Source organism: Micromonospora sp. WMMA1363 (genome assembly GCF_030345795.1).
Classification (GTDB): domain Bacteria; phylum Actinomycetota; class Actinomycetes; order Mycobacteriales; family Micromonosporaceae; genus Micromonospora.
Genome location: NZ_JAUALB010000001.1, coordinates 14,988 through 33,953, shown reverse-complemented (window position 1 = coordinate 33,953; position 18,966 = coordinate 14,988). Strand labels below are relative to the sequence as shown.

The window sequence follows — 18,966 nt, the reverse complement described above, 5'->3', positions numbered from 1 at the left end:
GCCGCTCCCGGGCCCGGCCAGGCCCCGCTCAGGCGGCGGGCGTCGGGGTCGACTCCCGGGTCACCCGCCGCACCGTCCAGACCGTGATCAGCAGCAGCAGCACGTACGGCGGATAGCCCAACACCAGCCGGGCGATGCCGAGGGCGGTGTCCTGCTGGGCAAGGTAGAGACCGGCCTGCACGCCGACCTTGGCCAGCCAGACCACGCCCCACAGCACGGTGAGCCCGGTGAACGTACGCACCAGGCGCGGATCCTGCCGCCACTCGGAGCGCCCCTTGGCCACCAACACCGACCAGATCCAGCCCACCAGGGGCTGCCGGATCGCCGCCGAGATCAGCAACGCGATGCCGTAGCCGATGCCGTAGAGGATGCCGGGGAGGTAGAAGTCCCGCTCGTCTCCGGTGCGCCAGGCGATGGCCGCGCCGATGGCGATACCGAACAGCCCGTTGACGGCATGCCGAATCGGCCGTCGCTGCGCGAGCCGGAGCGCGGCGATGGCCACCGCCACCCCCACCGCGGCGATCACCGCCGGACGCAGCTCGCCGACGATGTTCGCCACCACGAAGACGACCACCGGGATGCTGGACTCCAGCAACCCGCGCCAGCCGCCCAACTGGTCGGCCATCTGCTCGGCGATGGTCGGCAGCGGCTCCTCTTCGCCGGGGCCGGTGCCCGGCTGCGCCGCCCGCTGCGGTCCGGTCGTCATCGCGCGCCTTTCATCCGGGTCACTTCGGCGGTTCCAACTCGTAGTACGGGTTGTAGATGACCTTACGGTCGTCCCGCACGGCCACCCGGCCCCGGGCGGTCAGGTGCCGCCCGGGCTCGATGCCGGAGATCTGCCGCCGGCCCAGCCACACCAGGGTCACCACGTCGCTGCCGTCGTAGAGGTCCGCCTCCAGCGTCGGCAGGTTCGTCCGCGGGGTGTAGACCACGGTGCGGAGCCGGCCGGACACCGCGACGACCTGGCCCCGGCAGCACTGCCGGGCCGGCACGCCGCCGTGCTCGGCGCTCTCCCGACGCAACTCCTGCGCCTCGATCTCCGCCTCGGTGGCGGTGAGTCGACGCAGCATGCGCCGCAGCGAACCCCGCCGCTCGTCGGTCGACATGACCTCCGCGTCACCCTTCCCACGCTGGCCGGCCGGTGGGCCGGCAGGTCGTCCGGTCCGAGAACACCGGGACCGCCCCGCCAGCGTACGCCGACGGGGTCGGGGTGGTGTGCGCGCCGGTCAGGCCTCGCGAGGAGCCTCACCGGCCGCGGCGGCGGCGGGACCGGCCTGCTCGGCGACCTCACGGGGCAGCCGCAGCGGCAGCGGCTCACGCACCGGCTTCGCCTCGTGGCCCCGGTCGACCACGAGGCCCTCCAGGCAGCTGGCGAGCGGCCCGGCGGCGGCCGGGTCGGTGGCCGCCGCGCCCTGGTAGACGCAGCGGACCATCCAGCGCGGCCCGTCCACGCCGATGAACCGCAGGTCGGTGAGACCGTCCGGGGTGCGCACCCGGGCGTGCAGCTCGGTGCCGTACTCGCCGTCGGCCTCCTGGGCGGCGGCGCCGTCGTTGAACAGGGACTGGCGGATCTCCTCACGCACCTCGTCCCAGATACCCTCGCTGCGCGGTGCGGCGAACACGCCGAGCTGCAGCGCGTTCTGCCCGTGCACGAGCACCACCTGTTGGATCACGCCCTGCGGGTCGGCCTGCACCCGAACCTCGACCTCGGGCACCGCGGGGATCTGCAGGCTGCCCAGGTCGAGTCGCTGCACGCCGGCCGGCGCCTCGCTGACGTCGTAGGGACCACGGTCCGGCGGCCCCGGGATCACCGGTTCCGCCAGCTCGTTGGCGTCGAGGGCCTCGGTCCGCTGGTCACGCGCGTGCCGCCCGGCGCCGGCCCGCTTTCGGGAGAAGATCACTGCGTACACCCCTCGCTGTTCGCACTCACCCTGCCACCTCTTCCGTCCGTGCGCTCGCCTCGACGGCGGACGCACCGCCGCCGTCCGCCGTCAGGGCGCCTCCGGTTTCCCCCCGCAGGCCGTCCGGCCCGGGTGCGGCGGGTACCGGAACCAGGCCGGCGTGGCCGCCGGTGGAGCCGTGCCCGCCGGCGCCCCGCCGGGACGTGGGCAGCTCGGCCACCGGCTGGAACTCCGCCCGCGCCACCCGCTGCACGACGAGCTGCGCGACGCGGTCGCCCCGGGAGATCCGGGCCGGCGCCTCCCGATCATGGTTGATCAGGTTGACCTGAATCTCACCCCGGTAGCCGGCGTCGACCGTACCGGGCGCGTTGAGCACGGTCACGCCGAGCCTGGCCGCCAGACCCGAACGGGGATGGACCAGGCCCACGTACCCCGCGGGCAACGCGATGGCGACCCCGGTCGGCACCAGGGCCCGGCCGCCCGGGGGCAGTTCCACGTCCACGGCGGCCACCAGGTCCGCACCGGCGTCGCCCGGATGGGCGTACGCCGGCAGTGGCAGCCCGGGGTCGAGCTGCCGCACAGCTACGGGCACGACTTCGGTCACGGTTCCCCTCTTCCGTCCGGTTCCTGGGGTGACCCTGACATCCTGCCCGGTCCCCGGCCCGGCCTGCGCCGTACCCTTCACCACGTGAGCGTGTCACCGTCACCGTCGCCGTCCGGTGCGCCCCCCGCGACGTACGCCGAGCGGTTGAGCCTGCCCTGGTGGCTCTGGCTGGGTGGGTTGGCCGCAGCCGTCCTGCTCGCCGCCGAGGTCTGGCTGGGCGCGCCCGGCGTCCGGGCCTGGTTGCCGTTCGCGGTGCTGCTCCCCGCGACCGTAGCGGGGCTGGCCTGGCTGGGCCGGATCCGGGTGGCCGTCCGTGACGGCGAGCTGCGGGTGGACGACGCCCGGCTGCCGGCCCGCTTCGTCGCCGATGTGGTCCCGCTGGACGCCGCCGGCCGCCGTGAGGTGCTCGGCGTCGGCGCGGACCCGCTGGCGTTCGTGGTGCAGCGGCCGTGGGTCGCCGGTGCCGTGCAGGTGGTGCTCGACGACCCCGCCGACCCGACCCCGTTCTGGGTGGTGAGCACCCGCCGGCCGGTGGAGCTTGCGACGGCACTGATCGCCGCCCGGGACGCGGCCCGTGCCCGCCCCACCGGGCGGGGCTGAGCCGTCGGCTCAGGACACACCGGGTAGTCCCGGCGGTAGGCCGGCGCCCTGGCGGCGCAGGTCGGCGCGGAGTTGGTCGGCCATCGCCCGGGTGGCCCGCCGGTTGAGATAGCTCGCCACCGCCGCGCCGGTGAGGAACGGCCCCAGCGTGGTGAGATTGCGCCCGAAGCGCTTGATCAGGGTGTCGCGCAGCTCCCGGCGGGCCGCGGTGCCCAACACCGCACTGACCCCGACCCCGGGCATTGTCGGGTTGATTCCCCGTTTGGTGGCCCACGCCTGCACGAGCGCCACCGCCCGCTGCGTCCCGCCCTGGGGCAGCGGCACGCCGTAGACCTCGTGCAGTTCACCGGTCAGTTTGAGTTCGATCGCCGCCACGGCAATCGTCTCGGCGGCCAGCAGGACCGGGGCGGAGAGCAGGGTCGGGGCGACGGCCCACTCGACGGCCGCGACGCCACCGCCCGCGGCGCCGACCCCCGCGGTCGCCCGGGCGGCGTTGCGGGTCAGGCGTTCAGCCAACGCCTCACCGTCCAGGTCGGGGAAGTGCCGGCGCAGGGTGGCCTGGTCCCGGACCGGCACGTGCGGGGCGATCTCGGCGACCGTGTCGACCATCCAGCGCACGGCGGTCTTCGGCTTGAACAGGTCGCCGACACCGCGGGCACGGGCCTGCCCCACCAACCGGCCGAGCAGTTGCCGGCGACGGGCCGGGGTGATGTCGTCGGCGGTCAGCGCGGCGACGGTGACGCCCAGTTCGTCGCCCGCCGGTCCGGTGCCGGGCGCGGCGTCCCGCTCGTTCCGCTCGGTCATGGCACCGAACCTCCCGATGGATGCACCGCCGCCCTGGCGGCCATCCCTCACGAGTCAAGCAGCTCCCCCGTGCTACCGCACGGCGACCGGAACGGGCGGCGGCCCCGTAGGGGCAGCCGCCCGTGCTGTGGGATGCGCGTCAGACGCACTCCCGGCAGATCAGCTCACCGCCGCGCTCAACCGCGAGCTGGCTTCGGTGGTGCACCAGGAAGCAGCGTGCGCAGCGGAACTCGTCCTGCTGCATCGGCAGGACCTTGACCGTGAGTTCCTCGTCGGCCAGGTCGGCGCCGGGCAGCTCAAAGCTCTCCGCCACCTCAGCCTCGTCGACGTCCACGGCGCCCGACTGTGAGTCGACGCGCCGGGCCTTCAGCTCTTCCAGGCTGTCCTCGCCGAGGTCGACCTCGTCGCGCCGCGGGGCGTCGTAGTCGGTGGCCATCGGTTTCACTCTCCCATGTCGATGTTGTCGCTTCCGGTTGTAACGCCGGACGACGATGTTTCGGTTCCGCTGGCCGGCCACCACTTGTGTCGGTCACCCGACGCCGGGCCGGTGCCGCCGGGGAAGTACTCCCGGCGAGCGCGGTACCTTACCCCCCCCATCGGGCGTGGCATGTATACCGCCCTCGTGGCAGAGATGTACGCCCCCCGACGGGAAGTTGTTCCCAATGTGACTCAGGCGACACGAAGATAGGGGTAGTAGTACCCGGTTCCCGGCCGGCGCGCCGGCATGTCCGCCTGTTTCCACGCGACGGCCGGACACCCGTTAACCTCAGCGGCGTACTCGACGGCCGACGGGGCGGCCCGACCGCCGGCGGCCGCCATCCACCACTGTCCCGGGAGCGCCCTGATGAGCTTTGCACGAGTGCGAGCACTCGTCGTCGTCGGTCTGCTGGGGGTGCTGGCGCTGGTCTTCGTCGTCACCGCACTGGTACGGGACACACAGAGTGAGGCCGGCGCCGGCGGCGGCTGCCCCGAGGGCTGGCCACGGGCCGACGTGACCCTGCGCGAGCGCAGGGACGTGAAGATCAACGTACTGAACGGCACCGACCAGGTCGGCCTCGCCAACCGGATCGCCGACGAGTTCCGCAACCGACAGTTCCAGGTCAAGAAGACCGGCGATGAGAAGAAGCAGATCAACGACATCGCGGTCCTGCGGTTCGGTCCGAAGGGCGTCGGCTCGGCGCACCTGCTGCGGGCGTACTTCCTGGACAACGCCAAGGCCGAGTACAACCCCGAGCGCGCGGACGACACCGTCGATGTGGTGCTGGGCGGCTCCTTCCAGCAGCTGGCCACGACGACCGAGGTCAACCAGTCCCTCGGCGACCTCGGTTCGCCGGTGGCGCCGCCCGGCTCGTGCCCGGTACGGGAGGACTGAGCCACCCGCAGCGGCGGGTCAGGGGCCGCCGGCGGCGTCGTGGTCGGCCAGCCGGTCGTGCAGCGGCGCGAAGAGTGCCGGTGGCGCGGCGACCACCATGTCCGGCCCGGCCGGCACCCCGTTCAGCCCGCTGACCCGCAGGCCGGCCTCGGTGGCCACCAGCCCTCCGGCCGCGAGGTCCCAGATGGCGAGGCCCTTCTCGTAGTATGCGTCCACCCGTCCCTCGGCGGCGAAACAGAGATCGATGGCGGCCGCGCCGAGGCGCCGGATGTCGCGGACCTGCGAGATCAGCTCCGCCACCACCCGGGCCTGGTGGGCCCGGCGCTTCGGGTCGTAACCGAAGCCGGTGGCCAGCAGCGCCTGACCGAGATCCGTCTCGGTGGAGCAGCGCAACCGCCGGCCGTCGCGCCAGGCCCCGCCACCGACCGTCGCCGTCCACTCCTCGCCGGTGCTGATGTTGCGCACCACCCCGGCCACCACCACTCCGTCCACCTCGGCGGCGATCGAGACGGCGCTGTGCCGCAGGCCGTAGAGGTAGTTGACGGTGCCGTCGATGGGGTCGACGATCCAGCGCACGCCAGCCGGGGCCGCCGGATCGGTGTCGGCCTCGCCGTACTCCTCGCCCAGCACGGAGTCGCCGGGCCGCAACCGGCGCAGCGCCGCGAGCACCTGCCGTTCCACGGCCCGGTCGGCGACGGTCACCACGTCGGTGGCCGTGCTCTTGGTCGCGGCCACCGACACGCCTTCGACCCGCATCCGGCGTGCCGTCGCGGCGGCGTCCCGCGCCACGTCGATCGCGATCTCAAGCAGGTCCCGCGGCTCCGGCCCCGAGCGGACCATTCTTCGTCCCCTTTCCGCACGGCCGGGCGATCCCCGGCCACCCGCGGGTACCATCCTTACAAAGTCCACATCTGCGCCGAATCGGCGGTCCATCCGCCGGTACCCCGTGCGCCGCAGGATGATCGCCGTGGACGGCGTTACAATTCACCCTGCCCACGCGCCACGGACCGCCAGCGACCGGCCGGCCCGGAACGCGGGGGTCCCTCAAACGACATCGCCCGGCACCCGTGCTCCGCTCCACGCCGGACGACCCGGCCGTGCTCGCTCTTCGCCTCCGGAAGGTCATTCGTGACAGAACCCCGCCAGACCGGCGCCGACGTTCGCTCGCTCACCGACACCCTGATCGCGCATGCGCAGAGCGCCGGCGGTCAGCTCACGTCGGCCCAGCTCGCGCGTACTGTCGAGTCCGCCGAGGTGACTCCGGCCCAGGCCAAGAAAATCCTCCGGGCGCTCTCCGAGGCCGGGGTGACCGTCGTGGTGGACGGTTCGGCCACCACCGCCCCCCGCCGCCGGGTGGCGGCCGCCCGCTCGGCTACCCCGGCCTCCCGGGCCACCACCGCCAAGACCACCAAGAAGGCCGCCGCGCCCGCCCCGAAGCAGGCGCCCGCCGCCGACGAGGCCCCGGCCCCGGCGCCACGGAAGGCCGCCGCCCGCAAGACCGCCGGCACCACCGCCGAGGTGGCCGCCAAGGCAGCGGCACCGGCCAAGAAGGCCACCCGGGCCACCAAGGCGACGGTGGCCGCGGCGACCGACCCGGCCAAGGCCACCAAAGCTACCGTCAAGGGCAAGGACGAGTCCGAGTCCGAGGGCGACATCGATCCGGAGGAACTGGCCGCCGAGATCGAGGACGTGGTCGTCGACGAGCCGGCCGAGCTGACCCAGGCCGCCGAGACCGACGCGGCCAACTCCGCCAACGACAACGACTTCGAGTGGGACGACGAGGAGTCCGAGGCGCTCAAGCAGGCGCGCCGCGACGCCGAGTTGACCGCATCAGCCGATTCAGTCCGGGCTTACCTGAAGCAGATCGGCAAGGTTCCGCTGCTCAACGCGGAGCAGGAGGTCGAGCTCGCCAAGCGGATCGAGGCCGGCCTCTACGCGGCCGAGCAGCTGCGTGCCGCCGACGAGGGTGAGGAGAAACTCGTCCGCGAGATGCAGCGCGACCTGCTGTGGATCTCCCGCGACGGCGAACGGGCGAAGAACCACCTCCTCGAGGCCAACCTGCGCCTGGTGGTGTCGCTGGCCAAGCGATACACCGGTCGCGGAATGGCCTTCCTGGACCTGATCCAGGAAGGCAACCTCGGCCTGATCCGCGCGGTCGAGAAGTTCGACTACACCAAGGGCTACAAGTTCTCCACCTACGCCACCTGGTGGATCCGCCAGGCGATCACCCGCGCCATGGCCGACCAGGCCCGCACCATCCGCATCCCGGTGCACATGGTCGAGGTGATCAACAAGCTCGGCCGGATCCAGCGCGAGCTACTCCAGGACCTGGGCCGCGAGCCCACCCCGGAGGAGCTGGCAAAAGAGATGGATATCACACCGGAAAAGGTGCTGGAGATCCAGCAGTACGCCCGGGAGCCCATCTCACTCGACCAGACGATCGGCGACGAGGGCGACAGCCAGCTCGGTGACTTCATCGAGGACTCGGAGGCCGTGGTCGCGGTCGACGCGGTCTCGTTCTCCCTGTTGCAGGACCAGCTCCAACAGGTGCTGCAGACGCTGTCCGAGCGTGAGGCCGGTGTGGTCCGCCTGCGCTTCGGCCTGACCGACGGCCAGCCGCGGACGCTGGACGAGATCGGCCAGGTCTACGGCGTGACCCGGGAGCGGATCCGGCAGATCGAGTCCAAGACGATGTCAAAGCTGCGTCACCCGTCCCGTTCGCAGGTCCTCCGGGATTACCTGGACTGATCGGCGGCGTCAGCTGAACAGGTCGTTTCGACCACCCGGCAGGCAACGCCGCATAGTCATCGTTCGGTTGCACGAATGTGATCGTTGACGTGGCACCCTGGGTGCATGGCACGCTGTCGGAGCCAGGTGTGACCTCGGTCCCCCGCGGGCACACAGGGAAGGCGAGGCCCGACAAGGGTGTTGCAGGATAAGTGAGCAAGGACCGAAGAGAGTGTTCATCGGTGACGACCAGAGGAGGAAGGCGATGACCCCGACCCTCACGCCGCCGCCCGAGACGGTGAGCCCCCCGGCCGCCGATGAACGGTGCGACCGCTGCAATGCTGCCGGCAAACTCCGCATTACCCTCGCCGGTGGCGGCGAGCTGGTGTTCTGTGGGCACCACGCGAACAAGTACGCGGAGGATCTCGTGAAGATCACCGTTCGGTACGCGGCAGATCCGGAGTTCAGCTGGCGGGGCGCCGACCTGATGGCGAACTGAGTCGCAATCCGACACACAAGGCCGGCCGGGCCCTGAAGGGGTACGGCCGGCCTTGTCGCCCCTACCGCGGGCGCCCGTCCCCAGCGGGGGCGCCCCGTCACGGCGGCCAGTGGGCGCCGAACGGCGTGCCGTGACGCATACCCCGCCGAGCGGTCATCCGCCCCAGGTGCCCCACCCCGGATCAGTGCTCCCAGGCGCGAGCCACCTCGGATCAGAGCGTCTGAACGGTGGCGATCCGTTCCTCGAGCTGCTCGATCGTGGCCTGGGCGCTGGGCGGGCCACCGCAGAGCCGCCGCAACTCGGCGTGAATCTTGCCGTGGGGCTGCCCGGTGCGGTGGTGCCGGGCAGCCACCAGAGCGTTCAGCTGCCGGCGCAGCGCGACCCGGCGCTGCGCCGCACTCATCGGCGCAGCCGGTGCGGCAGCGACCGGCTCAGCCGCCCGCTCGGTCGCTCGGCGCCGCTGCGCGGCGAGCTGGTCGGCCTGCCGCCTGGACAGCAACATGGCCACCTGGTCGGCGGTGAGCAGACCGGGGAGCCCCAGGAACTCCTCCTCCTCCGGGGTGCCGGCCTGGGCCGCGGTGCCGAACGACGCGCCGTCGAAGATCACCTGGTCCAGCTCGGCGGTGGCGGAGAGCGCCGAAAACCTCTTCTCCAACTCGCCGCTGGCCTGGTCGTCACGCTGGGCACGCTCCAGCAGGTCGTCGTCGAAGCCCTCGTGGTCCTTCGGCTTACCCAGGACGTGGTCCCGTTCGGCCTCCATCTCGCTGGCCAGCCCGAGCAGGTGCGGCACGCTGGGCAGGAACACCGAGGCCGTCTCCCCGGCTGGCGGGCCCGGACGAACCGGCCGATCGCCTGGGCGAAATAGAGCGGTGTGCTGGCGCTGGTCGCGTACACGCCGACGGCGAGGCGGGGGATGTCGACACCCTCGGAGACCATCCGCACCGCCACCAGCCACCGCTGGTCGGAGGCCGCGAACGCCGCGATCCGGGCCGAGGCGCCCCCGTCGTCGGAGAGCACCACCGCGGTCCGCTCACCGGTCACCTGTTCGATGAGCCTGGCGTAGGACCGGGCGGTCTGCTGGTCGCTGGCGATGATCAGGCCGCCCGCGTCCGGCATGCCGGCGTTGCGCAACACGGTCAGCCGAGCGTCGGCGGCCCGAAGCACCTGGGGCATCCAGTCTCCGGCCGGATCCAGCGCGGTCCGCCAGGCCTGCGCGATCAGGTCCTGGGTCATCGGCTCACCCAGCCGGGCCGCCAGCTCCTCGCCGGCGTTCGTCCGCCACCGGGTCTCCCCGGAGTACGCGAGGAAGAGCACCGGCCGGACGACGCCGTCCCGCAGCGCGTCGGCATACCCGTAGACCGAGTCGGCACGGGAGCGTAACAGGCCGTCCCCGCCCCGTTCGTAGCTGACGAACGGGATGGGGTTGTCATCGGACCGGAACGGGGTGCCGGTAAGCATGAGCCGGCGCTCCGCGCCCTCGAACGCCGCCTTCACCCCGTCACCCCAGGTCCGCGAGTCCCCAGCGTGGTGGATCTCGTCCAGGACGACCAGGGTCCGCCGCGTCATGGTTCGCCGTCGGTGCACCTGCGGGGCCATGCCGATCTGGGCATACGTGACCACGGCGCCGTGGAAGTCGGCGGACGAGTGCAGGTCGGCGTTGCGGAAGGTGGCGTCGAGTTGGATGCCGACCCGGGCCGCGGACTCCGCCCACTGGGTCTTGAGGTGCTCGGTGGGGGCGACCACGGTGACCGCCTCGACGGTGCCGTCGGCGAGCAGCTCGGCGGCGATGCGGAGGGCGAAGGTGGTCTTGCCGGCCCCCGGGGTGGCGACCGCCGTGAAGTCGGGCTCGCGGCGACGTAGATACTCCACCAGAGCCTTGCGCTGCCATGCGCGCAGCGCCGGGAACGTCTCGAGCACCGGCGTCCGGGCTGCCACGCGAAGCTCCTCTCCACCGCCTGGGGACCGGCCCCGGCCGAGGGCCACGGTGCCGCCGCCCATGAAAACACCTCCGCGCACGGGTGCCGCGAAGGCCGCCCCAGCATACCCAGCAGCCGCCCCACCCCCCACCTGGCGCCACGCTGGTCACACCCGGCCGCCCCGGGCCGTCCCGCGCAAACCGCGCCGATCACGCGGTTCGAACCGATACCGGATGCCGTGATGCCGTGCCATCGCCGCACGGACGAACCGGCGACTAGAGGGGGGTGTCGGCATCTCGGGAGGGCGCCTTCGGGCGCGGACCGTATCGGATACGGCGATTGCCGCCAGGACAAGAGCGGGGACGCTGAGGACCACCAGCGGCGGTGTGAACACCATCACCGGGGAGACCGCGGCAAGCACGACCGCGCCGATCGTGCGGGATGGGGACACTCGGCCGAACACCGCGTACTCGAAGATGGCCCGTCCGGTCAGGAAGAGCGCCGGTCCACCGAGGATGACGGCGACCCAAGCCGAATCGGTGTGCCCAGTCGGATGTTCGATGACGAGTTCGTCGCCGACGGCGATCGCGACGATGCCGGCCACCATGAGCAGGTGGGCGGGTGTCGACAGTCCGGCGAGGCGGGATGGTACGCGGGCCGTCGCTATCGCGAGGGGCAACAGCTCTCCGGCCTTGTGGATGTAGATCCGCCACATCAGCGCCGTGGTGGCGAACGACACCACGAACGCCGCGATCTGGCCGATCTCGAAGGCGGAGCCGCTGAAGGTCGCGCCGGTGACCAGGATGAGCTCGCCCAGAGCGACGATGAAGAACTGCCGGTAGCGCTCGGAGAGGTGTTCGGCCACGATGGGCGCCTCGATCGGCCGTTCGGCCCGTCGCAGCGTGGGGAACCGCACCGTGGCACCCGCGTAGTCGATGACGATCGCCAGCGCCCACAGGGCCCCGCGCGCCGGACTCTCCGGGAAGAACAGCGCCCCGACGAGCCACGGCACGGCGGACACCCCGTACCACGCCAGCGTCACCGCGGCGCGGCGTTGCGCCTCGTGGCCCCGAAGGGCTACCACGAGCACGAGGCCACGGCCGACATGGATCGCGACGTACGCACCGGCGAAGGCGAGGGCGCTCGTGCCGAACGCCTCCGGAATCGCGACCGCCATGACCAGGCTGCCGAGCATGGTCGCGAAGACCAGAAGTTCGATCTCCGGTCGGTCGGGGTCGAAAAGGTCGGTCACCCAGGCCGTGGTGAACCAGACCATCAGCAGGGCCAGCAGCAACAGCAGCGTCTGGCCGGTCTCGGTGAGAACGATCTGCCGTTGGGCGGTGAGGTCCTCGGCCAGTCGCTGCGAGACACGGGTGAGCGCGAAGACGAACACGAGGTCGAAGAAGAGTTCCAGGAACGTTGCCTGCTGCGGCTGCCCGGGTTTCCGCAGCAGGGCGGTCGCCCGACTCGTCGCCATCAACTTGTCCGTCTTCCTCCGGTATGCCTGCCTTGTTAGTCGTACCATGCCGCAGGGCTACCGGACGTCGAGTCCGCCTCCGGCCGACCCGCCGCCTTCCGTCAGGGGGACGGGTCAGGGTGGGGTGCCGGTGCGCGGAGGGCGGAGGGTGGCGATCGGGACGGACCAGCGTCGGCGCAGCGAGACCAGGCGGATCAGGAAGACGAGGGCGGCCGCCACGGTGAGCCAGAGCACGTTGGCCTGCCCGACCGCGTCGAGCAGCGCGACGAGGACGGCGCCCACGAGCGCGGCGACCGCGTAGATCTCGCGGCGCAGGACCACCGGGATCTCGGCGGTGAGCAGGTCACGGCCGAGGCCGCCGCCGATCGCGGTGAGCATCCCGATGACGCACGCACCCAGCGCCGGTACGCCGACGCCCAGCGCCTTCACGGTGCCGGTGACCGTGAACAGCGCCAGGCCGGCCGCGTCCAGCACGAGCACGGTGGTCCGCAGCCGGGCCAGCTGGGGGTGCAGCCAGAAGACGACCGCGGCGGTGCCGGCGGCGGTGGCCGCGTAGCGCCAGTCCGCGAAGGCCAGCGGCGGCACCTCGTCAATGACCAGATCCCGGAAGATCCCACCGCCGAGCGCGGCGACGAAGCCGACGAAGACAACGCCGAAGAGGTCCAGCCGCTTGGCGACCGCGGCCGAGGCGCCGGAGGCGGCGAAGACCGCCACCCCGGCGAGGTCGGCGAGCAGCAGGGCGGTGGAGGTGGTCACCGCCGCAGGCTACGCGGGCGGGGCCCCGCCCGTTCACTCGGTGAACGAGTCGTAGATCTCCTTGCACTTCGGGCACACCGGCGAGCCCGGCTTGGCCGCCTTGGTGACCGGGAACGTCTCGCCGCAGAGCGCCACGACGAAGGTGCCCATCACGGCACTCTCGGCGATCTTCTCCTTGCGCACGTAGTGGAACATCTCGGGACCGGTGTCGGCGTCCTTCACCTCGGGACGCTCGAGGACCTGTGTGCTCACTTCCACACCTCCGACCGTCAAGTCTGGCAGGTCACCCGCCGCCCGGTCCACTTCTGGCGACAGCGGGTGAGGTCGTACGGTGAACAGTTGTGACCGACTTTCACATCCGACCTGGCACCGAGGTCGCCGACGCCCTACGCGCCGGCCGCCCCGTGGTTGCCTTGGAGAGCACAATCGTCTCGCACGGCCTACCCCGGCCGGACAACCTGCGGGTGGCCCGCGAGATCGAGCAGGTGGTCCGCGCCGCCGGCGCGGTTCCGGCCACCATCGGCATGGTCGCCGGCCAACTCGTCGTCGGGCTCGACGACACCGAGCTGACCCGGCTCGCCACCGCCGACCAGGTGGCGAAGCTCTCCGTACGCGATCTGGCCGTGGCGGCCGGGACCGGCGCTGACGGCGCCACGACCGTGGCCGCGACCAGCGCGGTGGCCGCGGCAGCCGGCATCCGAGTGTTCGCCACCGGCGGCCTCGGCGGGGTGCACCGGGAGGCCACGCAGACCTTCGACGAGTCCGCCGACCTGACCACCCTGGCCCGGACGCCCATCGCGGTGGTCTGCGCGGGGGTGAAGTCGATCCTCGACGTGGGCGCGACCCTGGAGCGTCTGGAGACCCTCGGGGTGGGCGTGGTCGGCTACCGCACCCGCCGCTTCCCCGGCTTCTACCTCACCGACGGCGGTTTCGACCTGGACTGGTCGGTGGACTCCCCGGAGCAGGTGGCGGAGGTGCTCGCCGCGCGTGAGCAGCACGGCGTGTGCAGCGGTGGGCTGGTCGTGACCAACCCGTTGCCCGTCGGCGAGCAGTTGGACCCTGCGCTGCACGACCGCACCCTCGCCGACGGGCTGGCCCGGATGCGGCGCGAGGGGGTGACCGGCAAGGCGGTGACGCCCTTCCTGCTCGCGCACTTCCACTCGGCCACCGAGGGCGCCAGCCTCGCGGTCAACGTCCGGATCATCCTGCGCAACGCCGACCTCGCCGCGCGGATCGCGGTCGCGGCCGCCAGCCGGGCATGACAGCACCGCGGGTCATCGTCGTCGGCGACCTGATCACCGACGTGGTGGCGGTCCTGACCGGACCCCCGGTCACCGGGTCGGACACGGCGGCGACGATCCGGTTCACCGGAGGCGGCCAGGCGGCGAACACCGCGGCGTGGCTGGGGGCGCTGGGCGTACCCGTCACGCTGGTCGGGGCGGTCGGCGACGACGGACCGGGCCGGGACCGGGTGGCGGAGTTGGAACGCGGCGGCGTCGACTGCGCCGTCGCCCAGCTGCCGGACGTCCCCACCGGAACGGTCATCGTGTTGGCCAGCGCGGCGGAACGCACGATGATCACTGAGCGGGGGGCGAACCTGCGGCTCAGCCCGCAGGCGGTGGAGGCGGCCCTGGACGCGGCGCCGGACGCGGCGCACCTACACCTGTCCGGCTACACCCTGCTCGACGCGGCCTCACGGCCGGCCGGCCTGCGCGCGCTCGGCGCGGCCCGCGAGCGGGGCCTCACCGTCAGCGTCGACGCGGCCTCCGCGGCGCCACTTCGACGGGTCGGCGCGACGGCGTTCTTGAGCTGGGTACGCGACGTCGATTTGCTCCTGGTCAACGCCGCGGAGGCGACCGTGCTGGCCGGCGGGCTGGACCCGGCGGCGCAGGGCCGAGCGCTGTCCGTCTCGGCACGGCGGGTGGTGGTGAAACGGGGTGCGGCCGGAGCGGTGTGGGTCGACCGGGACGCCGTGATCGCGGTGGCGCCGGCGCGCCGGATGGCCGTGGTCGACCCCACCGGGGCAGGCGACGCGTTCGCCGCCGGGCTGCTGGCGGCCTGGTTGGCGGGGGCTTCCCCCGAGGCGGCGCTGCGTCGGGCCGGCGACTTCGGCGCGTCGGCGGTGAGCCAGGTGGGTGCCCGACCACCGGTCTGACGCTCGCCGCGCCACTGCGCGGTGAGCGTGGATCCCGGCGGCCGGTCAGCCGCGAGGGCCTGCCGTCGGCGGCCGGGGCGTCGGCGCGGCATCGGACGCCGCCCGTCAGCGGTCGAGACGAACAGCAAGGTCAGGGATCGACGTCGATAACCTTGGCGGGGCGCTCCTCGGCGGTGAGACTCATCGGCGGCGTCTCGTCCCGCCGCCGGGACCGGAACCGACCGGTCTTGCGGTGCTCGTCCTTGGGCGGGCGGTCGTTGGCGAGCAACACGGCGAGCCAGGGTATGAGGATCATGCCCAGGGCGACCATGGGCAGCCAGAGCCAGAGCAGCGGGGCCTGCACGCCCACCAGCACCGCGCCGACGATCACGCAGGCGACCCGGATGCCCATCATCAACACGTACCGCTTCTGCCGGCTGTTGAGCTGGTCATCCTGGCTGCGTGCGGCGTCTGTGATCAGGATCGGCTGGTACGCCTGACGCTTCACCACGACCTCCTTGAGGGATGCCCCCCATCCTGTCACCTCGGTTACGTGATCGGCGAAAATCGACGTACCCCGGTCCGTGTTACGGCCGTGGTACGCTCGCGCCCATGGGCAGCCGGTTCAGCTTCACCGACGAGGCGCTGGCAAACCTGAGGGTCTACGACGTCACACCGGGGGAAGTCTGGGAGGCGCTGTGCAGCAGCCGGCGGGTCATCCGCCACCTGGGCGACGACGTGATGGTCGTCTACGCCTCCGCCCGCCGGGGGCGCCGGCTGGCCGTGCTGCTCGCCGAGACCGACGGCACCGACAACGACTGGGACATCCTCTCCGCACGCGAGCTGACCGACGTGGAGGCCAAGCGCTACGACGAGGCCGTGCGGAGAGAGCGCCGACGAGGAGGCGGTCAGCATGAACCGTGACGAGGCGACCAAGCGGTTCCACGGCGACGACGCCCTCGCCGACCTGATCGACGAGAGGCAGCCGATGGAGCTGCCCACCCCGGACACCGACAGCCCGATGGTGAGCCGGTCGGTACGGCTTCCGCTGGAGACCTACGAGCGGGTGCGCGCCGCCGCCGACGCCCGGGGCATCGGGGTGACCACGCTGATGCGGCAGTGGATCGAGGCCGGTCTGGCCGACCTGGACGACTCGGCGACCGTCTCGCTCGCCGACGTTCGGCGCGCGCTAGCCGCCCTCTCTCGCCCCACGGCCGCCTGACGGATCCCCGCACCACCGGCGACGGGTCGGCCGCCGCGACCGGGCCGGTACCGCCGGCCGAGCGACCAGGCGGGCGCCATCCCGCGGTACGGCCAGCGGGCGACGGCCCGGCCCCGTCGGGTCAGCCCCCGGCCGTCCCGGCCGTCCCGGCCTTCGCGGTCGCCTTCAGCTGCTGCTTGTACTCGCGGACGCGGCGCAGCGAGTCGGCGTCCGTCACGTCGGCGACGGACCGGTACGCGTCGGCATCGCCGTAACTCCCGGCGGCCTCGCGCCAGCCCTTCGGTGTGACACCGAACCGTTTGCCGAGCAGGGCGACGAAGATCTGCGCCTTCTGCCTGCCGAACCCGGGCAGGTCGGCGACCCGGCGTAGCAGGTCACGGCCGTCGGTGACCCCCGTCCAGAGGCCGGCGGCGTCGCCGTCGTACCGGTCGACCAGGAGCCGGCACACCTCCTGGACCCGGACCGCCATCGCCTTCGGGAAACGGTGCAGGGCCGGGGGGGGTCGCGAAGAGTGCGACCAGGGCGTCCGGGTCGTACCCGGCCAGTTCGGCAGCGTCCGGCTCGTGCCCGAGGCGCTGGGCGAGCACGTACGGTGAGGTGAACGCCTTCTCCATCGGCACCTGCTGGTCGAGGACCATCCCGACGAGCAGCGCCAGCGGGCTGCGCCGCAGCAACGCGGTTGCCTCCGGGTCGATCGGCAGTGCGAGGGTCATGTCCCCATCCTGCCCGCCCTGCCGACCGGTTGACACACGACGCACCGGCCCGTAGGGCCTCCGTCGATCCGATCCGCGCACCGACCCGCTACCGGTTCTGCCCCGGAAGACGCCGCCAATGCTGCGAATCGCCGACCAGAACCGCGCGAATCGCCTACGAAACTGCAAGATCGCGACGGTGCGTCGGCGACGCGTCCCGAGACGCCGGACGCCCAAACCGGCGGGTACTGCCATCGCCACGGGTGGGGACAGGCAGGATGGCGATGTGGATGGACACGACATGCTGCTCACCCCCGCCGGAGTGGCGGCGTTGCGCACAGCGCTCACCCGGGCGAACTTCACCTCGAACGGCATCGCCGGCCGGCTCGGCTCGCACGCCACCGGCGGAATGGCCCGCAACGACTTCCGAGCGGCGCTGCGCGCCACCGAGGACCGCGATCCCCTCGCGACGCTGATCCGGGTCTTCATCTGCGAGCAGACCGAGCCGGATGCCGCCGTCGCCGCCGCCCTCGGGCCGCTGCCGATCGAGGAAGCGCTCGCCGGTGGCCTGGTCGAGCGGCACGGCGACGGGCTACGGATGGGCCTGGACCTGGAGCCGTACGGCGACGACTGGTGGGTGCTCGCCGACGTGCCCGCGAGCGCCCGGCCCGGCCGTCCGCTGCATGCCGAGCATGTGCTCGGCATCGGCGGGGCAACCCAGACACTGATCGGCGCGACCGTCCGAAGGCCGGTCGGAACCGCGTTGGACCTGGGCACCGGCTCCGGCATTCAGGCGTTGCACCTGGCGACCCACGCGCGGTCGGTCACCGCCACCGACGTGTCCGTACGGGCGTTGCGCTTCGCCGCCACCACCGCCGCACTCAACGGCCAGGACTGGGAGCTGCTACGCGGCGACCTGGTCGCCCCGGTCGCCGGTCGTCGCTTCGACCTGGTGGTCAGCAACCCGCCGTTCGTCGTCGGGCCCGGCACCACCACGCACGTCTACCGCGACTCAGGCCGGGTCGGTGACGCGATCGGCGCCGAGCTGGCCGCCGCCGCGCCGGGCCTGCTCACCGAGGGCGGCACGATGCAGTTCCTGGCCAACTGGGTGCACGTCGCCGGCGAGGACTGGACCGAGCGGGTCGCCGGGTGGTTCGCCGGCACCGGGCTGGACGCCTGGGTGATCCAGCGTGAGGTCGCCGATCCGATGGCCTACGTCAATCTGTGGCTCGCCGACGCCAGTGAGGCGGCTGGCCCGCAACGGATGGCCGAGTGGCTGGACTGGTTCGACGCGCACAAGATCGAAGCGGTCGGTTTCGGTATCGTCTCGCTGCGCCGTGCTGGCCACGACGAGCCGGTGCTGCGGGTGGAGGACCTGCGCCAGCGGGTACAGGTGCCGCTCGGCGACCGTGTCGCGAGCTGGTTCGACCGGCAGGACTGGCTCCGGGTACACGGAACCGACGGGCTGCTCGCCGCGCGCTACCGGGCCGCGGACGGCCTCCAGCTGCGGCAGGAGGCCACCATGGGCGACGAGGGCTGGGCCGTTGACCGGCAGGTGCTGGCCATGCCACACGGGCTGCGCTGGACGGAGGAGATCGACCCGCTGGTGCTGGCCCTGGTCGGCGGTGCCGACGGCCGGCTGCCGCTGCGCGACCAGCTGACTCTGCTCGCCGCCGCGCACGACGTGACGCCCGACGAGCTCGCTGAGGCGGCCGGCCCCGTCGTGGCACACCTGGTCGAACGGGGCTTCATCGAGCCGGTGCAGGTCTGAGGCGAGCGCCGGGCCGCCCGGCGGTCGCGCCGCTCGTCCTCGATAGCATCATCTGATGCGGGCGGTGGTGCAGACGGTTGGCCGGGCCAGCGTGACGGTCGGCGACGAGGTGGTCGGCGACATCGACGACGGTCTGCTGGTGCTGCTCGGCGTGACCCATTCCGACACCGTTGAGACGGCGCGCGCGATGGCCCGCAAGGTGCACGAGCTGCGCCTCCTCGACGACGAGCGGTCCGCCGCCGACACCGGCGCGCCGATCCTGGTGGTCAGCCAGTTCACCCTCTACGGCGACGCCCGCAAGGGCCGCCGTCCCACCTGGACGGCGGCGGCCCCCGCCGCGGTCGCCGAGCCCCTGGTGGACGCGGTGGTAGCGGCGCTGCGCGACCGCGGCGCCACGGTGGAGACCGGCCGCTTTCGCACCCACATGCTGGTGGAGAGCGTCAACGTCGGCCCCCGCACCATCGTCCTGGAGCTGTAGCCACACCGCCGCG

The 18,966-nt window shown here is 72.5% G+C and carries 20 protein-coding genes and 3 pseudogenes; 10 read left to right on the top strand and 13 right to left on the bottom strand.

What is annotated here, in order from left to right; translation table 11 throughout:
* Positions 1–28 precede the first annotated feature (28 nt).
* From QTQ03_RS00175 to dut, 4 genes are all read right to left on the bottom strand, one after another.
* A complete protein-coding gene (locus QTQ03_RS00175) occupies positions 29–706 on the bottom strand; it encodes a DUF3159 domain-containing protein (RefSeq protein WP_289276141.1) in 678 nt (225 codons plus the stop codon).
* A gap of 19 nt (positions 707–725) precedes the next feature.
* Positions 726–1,106: an OB-fold nucleic acid binding domain-containing protein gene (locus QTQ03_RS00170; RefSeq protein WP_289276140.1), complete on the bottom strand. Its 381-nt coding sequence runs from the start codon at positions 1,104–1,106 to the stop codon at positions 726–728.
* Positions 1,107–1,226: 120 nt separating this feature from the next.
* Positions 1,227–1,901, bottom strand: a complete 675-nt coding sequence (locus tag QTQ03_RS00165; RefSeq protein ID WP_289276139.1) for a DUF3710 domain-containing protein — start codon at positions 1,899–1,901, stop codon at positions 1,227–1,229.
* Positions 1,902–1,926: 25 nt separating this feature from the next.
* Complete coding sequence (gene dut / locus QTQ03_RS00160; RefSeq protein ID WP_289276138.1) at positions 1,927–2,505, bottom strand: dUTP diphosphatase; 579 nt, start codon at positions 2,503–2,505, stop codon at positions 1,927–1,929.
* Between the two features lie 90 nt (positions 2,506–2,595).
* Here dut and QTQ03_RS00155 point away from each other — a divergent pair, with 90 nt between their 5' ends.
* Positions 2,596–3,105, top strand: coding sequence for a DUF3093 domain-containing protein (locus tag QTQ03_RS00155; protein ID WP_289280605.1), 510 nt, complete (start codon positions 2,596–2,598; stop codon positions 3,103–3,105).
* A 9-nt stretch (positions 3,106–3,114) separates the two neighbouring features.
* Here the strand turns inward: QTQ03_RS00155 and QTQ03_RS00150 are convergent, their stop codons facing one another.
* Both QTQ03_RS00150 and QTQ03_RS00145 read right to left on the bottom strand, forming a co-directional pair.
* On the bottom strand, positions 3,115–3,909 hold the full coding sequence (locus QTQ03_RS00150; RefSeq protein ID WP_289276137.1) for a hypothetical protein: 795 nt from the start codon (positions 3,907–3,909) through the stop codon (positions 3,115–3,117).
* Between the two features lie 139 nt (positions 3,910–4,048).
* Positions 4,049–4,345 (bottom strand): DUF4193 domain-containing protein, encoded by a 297-nt coding sequence (locus tag QTQ03_RS00145; RefSeq protein WP_289276136.1) that lies wholly within the window; start codon positions 4,343–4,345, stop codon positions 4,049–4,051.
* 423 nt (positions 4,346–4,768) lie between these two features.
* Between QTQ03_RS00145 and QTQ03_RS00140 the strand changes: the two genes are divergently transcribed.
* The gene (locus tag QTQ03_RS00140) at positions 4,769–5,281 is read left to right on the top strand and encodes a LytR C-terminal domain-containing protein (protein ID WP_289280604.1); all 513 of its coding nucleotides are present in this window, start codon (positions 4,769–4,771) and stop codon (positions 5,279–5,281) included.
* A gap of 18 nt (positions 5,282–5,299) precedes the next feature.
* Here the strand turns inward: QTQ03_RS00140 and QTQ03_RS00135 are convergent, their stop codons facing one another.
* Positions 5,300–6,121: an inositol monophosphatase family protein gene (locus QTQ03_RS00135; RefSeq protein WP_289276135.1), complete on the bottom strand. Its 822-nt coding sequence runs from the start codon at positions 6,119–6,121 to the stop codon at positions 5,300–5,302.
* A 288-nt stretch (positions 6,122–6,409) separates the two neighbouring features.
* Between QTQ03_RS00135 and QTQ03_RS00130 the strand changes: the two genes are divergently transcribed.
* Together QTQ03_RS00130 and QTQ03_RS00125 are read left to right on the top strand one after the other, a co-directional pair.
* Positions 6,410–8,029: an RNA polymerase sigma factor gene (locus QTQ03_RS00130; protein WP_289276134.1), complete on the top strand. Its 1,620-nt coding sequence runs from the start codon at positions 6,410–6,412 to the stop codon at positions 8,027–8,029.
* Positions 8,030–8,273: 244 nt separating this feature from the next.
* Complete coding sequence (locus tag QTQ03_RS00125) at positions 8,274–8,507, top strand: DUF7455 domain-containing protein (RefSeq protein WP_289276133.1); 234 nt, start codon at positions 8,274–8,276, stop codon at positions 8,505–8,507.
* Positions 8,508–8,718: 211 nt separating this feature from the next.
* Here QTQ03_RS00125 and QTQ03_RS00120 read toward each other — a convergent pair.
* From QTQ03_RS00120 to QTQ03_RS00105, 4 genes and pseudogenes are all read right to left on the bottom strand, one after another.
* Positions 8,719–10,442: pseudogene (locus tag QTQ03_RS00120) on the bottom strand (DEAD/DEAH box helicase).
* A 261-nt stretch (positions 10,443–10,703) separates the two neighbouring features.
* Positions 10,704–11,900: pseudogene (locus tag QTQ03_RS00115) on the bottom strand (low temperature requirement protein A); the annotation flags it as partial.
* A gap of 114 nt (positions 11,901–12,014) precedes the next feature.
* On the bottom strand, positions 12,015–12,656 hold the full coding sequence (locus tag QTQ03_RS00110; RefSeq protein ID WP_289276132.1) for a trimeric intracellular cation channel family protein: 642 nt from the start codon (positions 12,654–12,656) through the stop codon (positions 12,015–12,017).
* Between the two features lie 33 nt (positions 12,657–12,689).
* On the bottom strand, positions 12,690–12,914 hold the full coding sequence (locus QTQ03_RS00105) for a DUF3039 domain-containing protein (protein WP_289276131.1): 225 nt from the start codon (positions 12,912–12,914) through the stop codon (positions 12,690–12,692).
* Positions 12,915–12,997: 83 nt separating this feature from the next.
* Between QTQ03_RS00105 and QTQ03_RS00100 the strand changes: the two genes are divergently transcribed.
* Positions 12,998–13,918, top strand: coding sequence for a pseudouridine-5'-phosphate glycosidase (locus tag QTQ03_RS00100; RefSeq protein ID WP_289276130.1), 921 nt, complete (start codon positions 12,998–13,000; stop codon positions 13,916–13,918).
* Entirely contained in the window at positions 13,915–14,811 is an 897-nt protein-coding gene (locus QTQ03_RS00095) for a carbohydrate kinase family protein (protein ID WP_289276129.1), read from the top strand. The genes QTQ03_RS00100 and QTQ03_RS00095 overlap by 4 nt, the downstream gene beginning before the upstream one ends.
* 130 nt (positions 14,812–14,941) lie before the next feature.
* Here QTQ03_RS00095 and QTQ03_RS00090 read toward each other — a convergent pair whose 3' ends face one another.
* On the bottom strand, positions 14,942–15,298 hold the full coding sequence (locus QTQ03_RS00090; protein ID WP_289276128.1) for a DUF3099 domain-containing protein: 357 nt from the start codon (positions 15,296–15,298) through the stop codon (positions 14,942–14,944).
* Between the two features lie 104 nt (positions 15,299–15,402).
* Here QTQ03_RS00090 and QTQ03_RS00085 point away from each other — a divergent pair, with 104 nt between their 5' ends.
* Complete coding sequence (locus QTQ03_RS00085; protein ID WP_289276127.1) at positions 15,403–15,714, top strand: hypothetical protein; 312 nt, start codon at positions 15,403–15,405, stop codon at positions 15,712–15,714.
* Positions 15,704–16,012 carry a YlcI/YnfO family protein gene (locus tag QTQ03_RS00080; protein ID WP_289276126.1) on the top strand — a complete coding sequence of 103 codons (309 nt, stop codon included), beginning with the start codon at positions 15,704–15,706 and terminating at the stop codon, positions 16,010–16,012. Before QTQ03_RS00085 ends, QTQ03_RS00080 begins: the two co-directional genes overlap by 11 nt.
* 121 nt (positions 16,013–16,133) lie before the next feature.
* Here QTQ03_RS00080 and QTQ03_RS00075 read toward each other — a convergent pair.
* A pseudogene (locus tag QTQ03_RS00075) lies at positions 16,134–16,725 on the bottom strand (HhH-GPD-type base excision DNA repair protein).
* Between the two features lie 265 nt (positions 16,726–16,990).
* On the opposite strand from QTQ03_RS00075, the gene QTQ03_RS00070 reads away from it, so the two are divergent.
* Both QTQ03_RS00070 and dtd read left to right on the top strand, forming a co-directional pair.
* Positions 16,991–18,475 (top strand): DUF7782 domain-containing protein, encoded by a 1,485-nt coding sequence (locus QTQ03_RS00070; protein WP_289276125.1) that lies wholly within the window; start codon positions 16,991–16,993, stop codon positions 18,473–18,475.
* A gap of 55 nt (positions 18,476–18,530) precedes the next feature.
* On the top strand, positions 18,531–18,953 hold the full coding sequence (dtd, locus tag QTQ03_RS00065; RefSeq protein ID WP_289276124.1) for a D-aminoacyl-tRNA deacylase: 423 nt from the start codon (positions 18,531–18,533) through the stop codon (positions 18,951–18,953).
* Positions 18,954–18,966 lie beyond the last annotated feature (13 nt).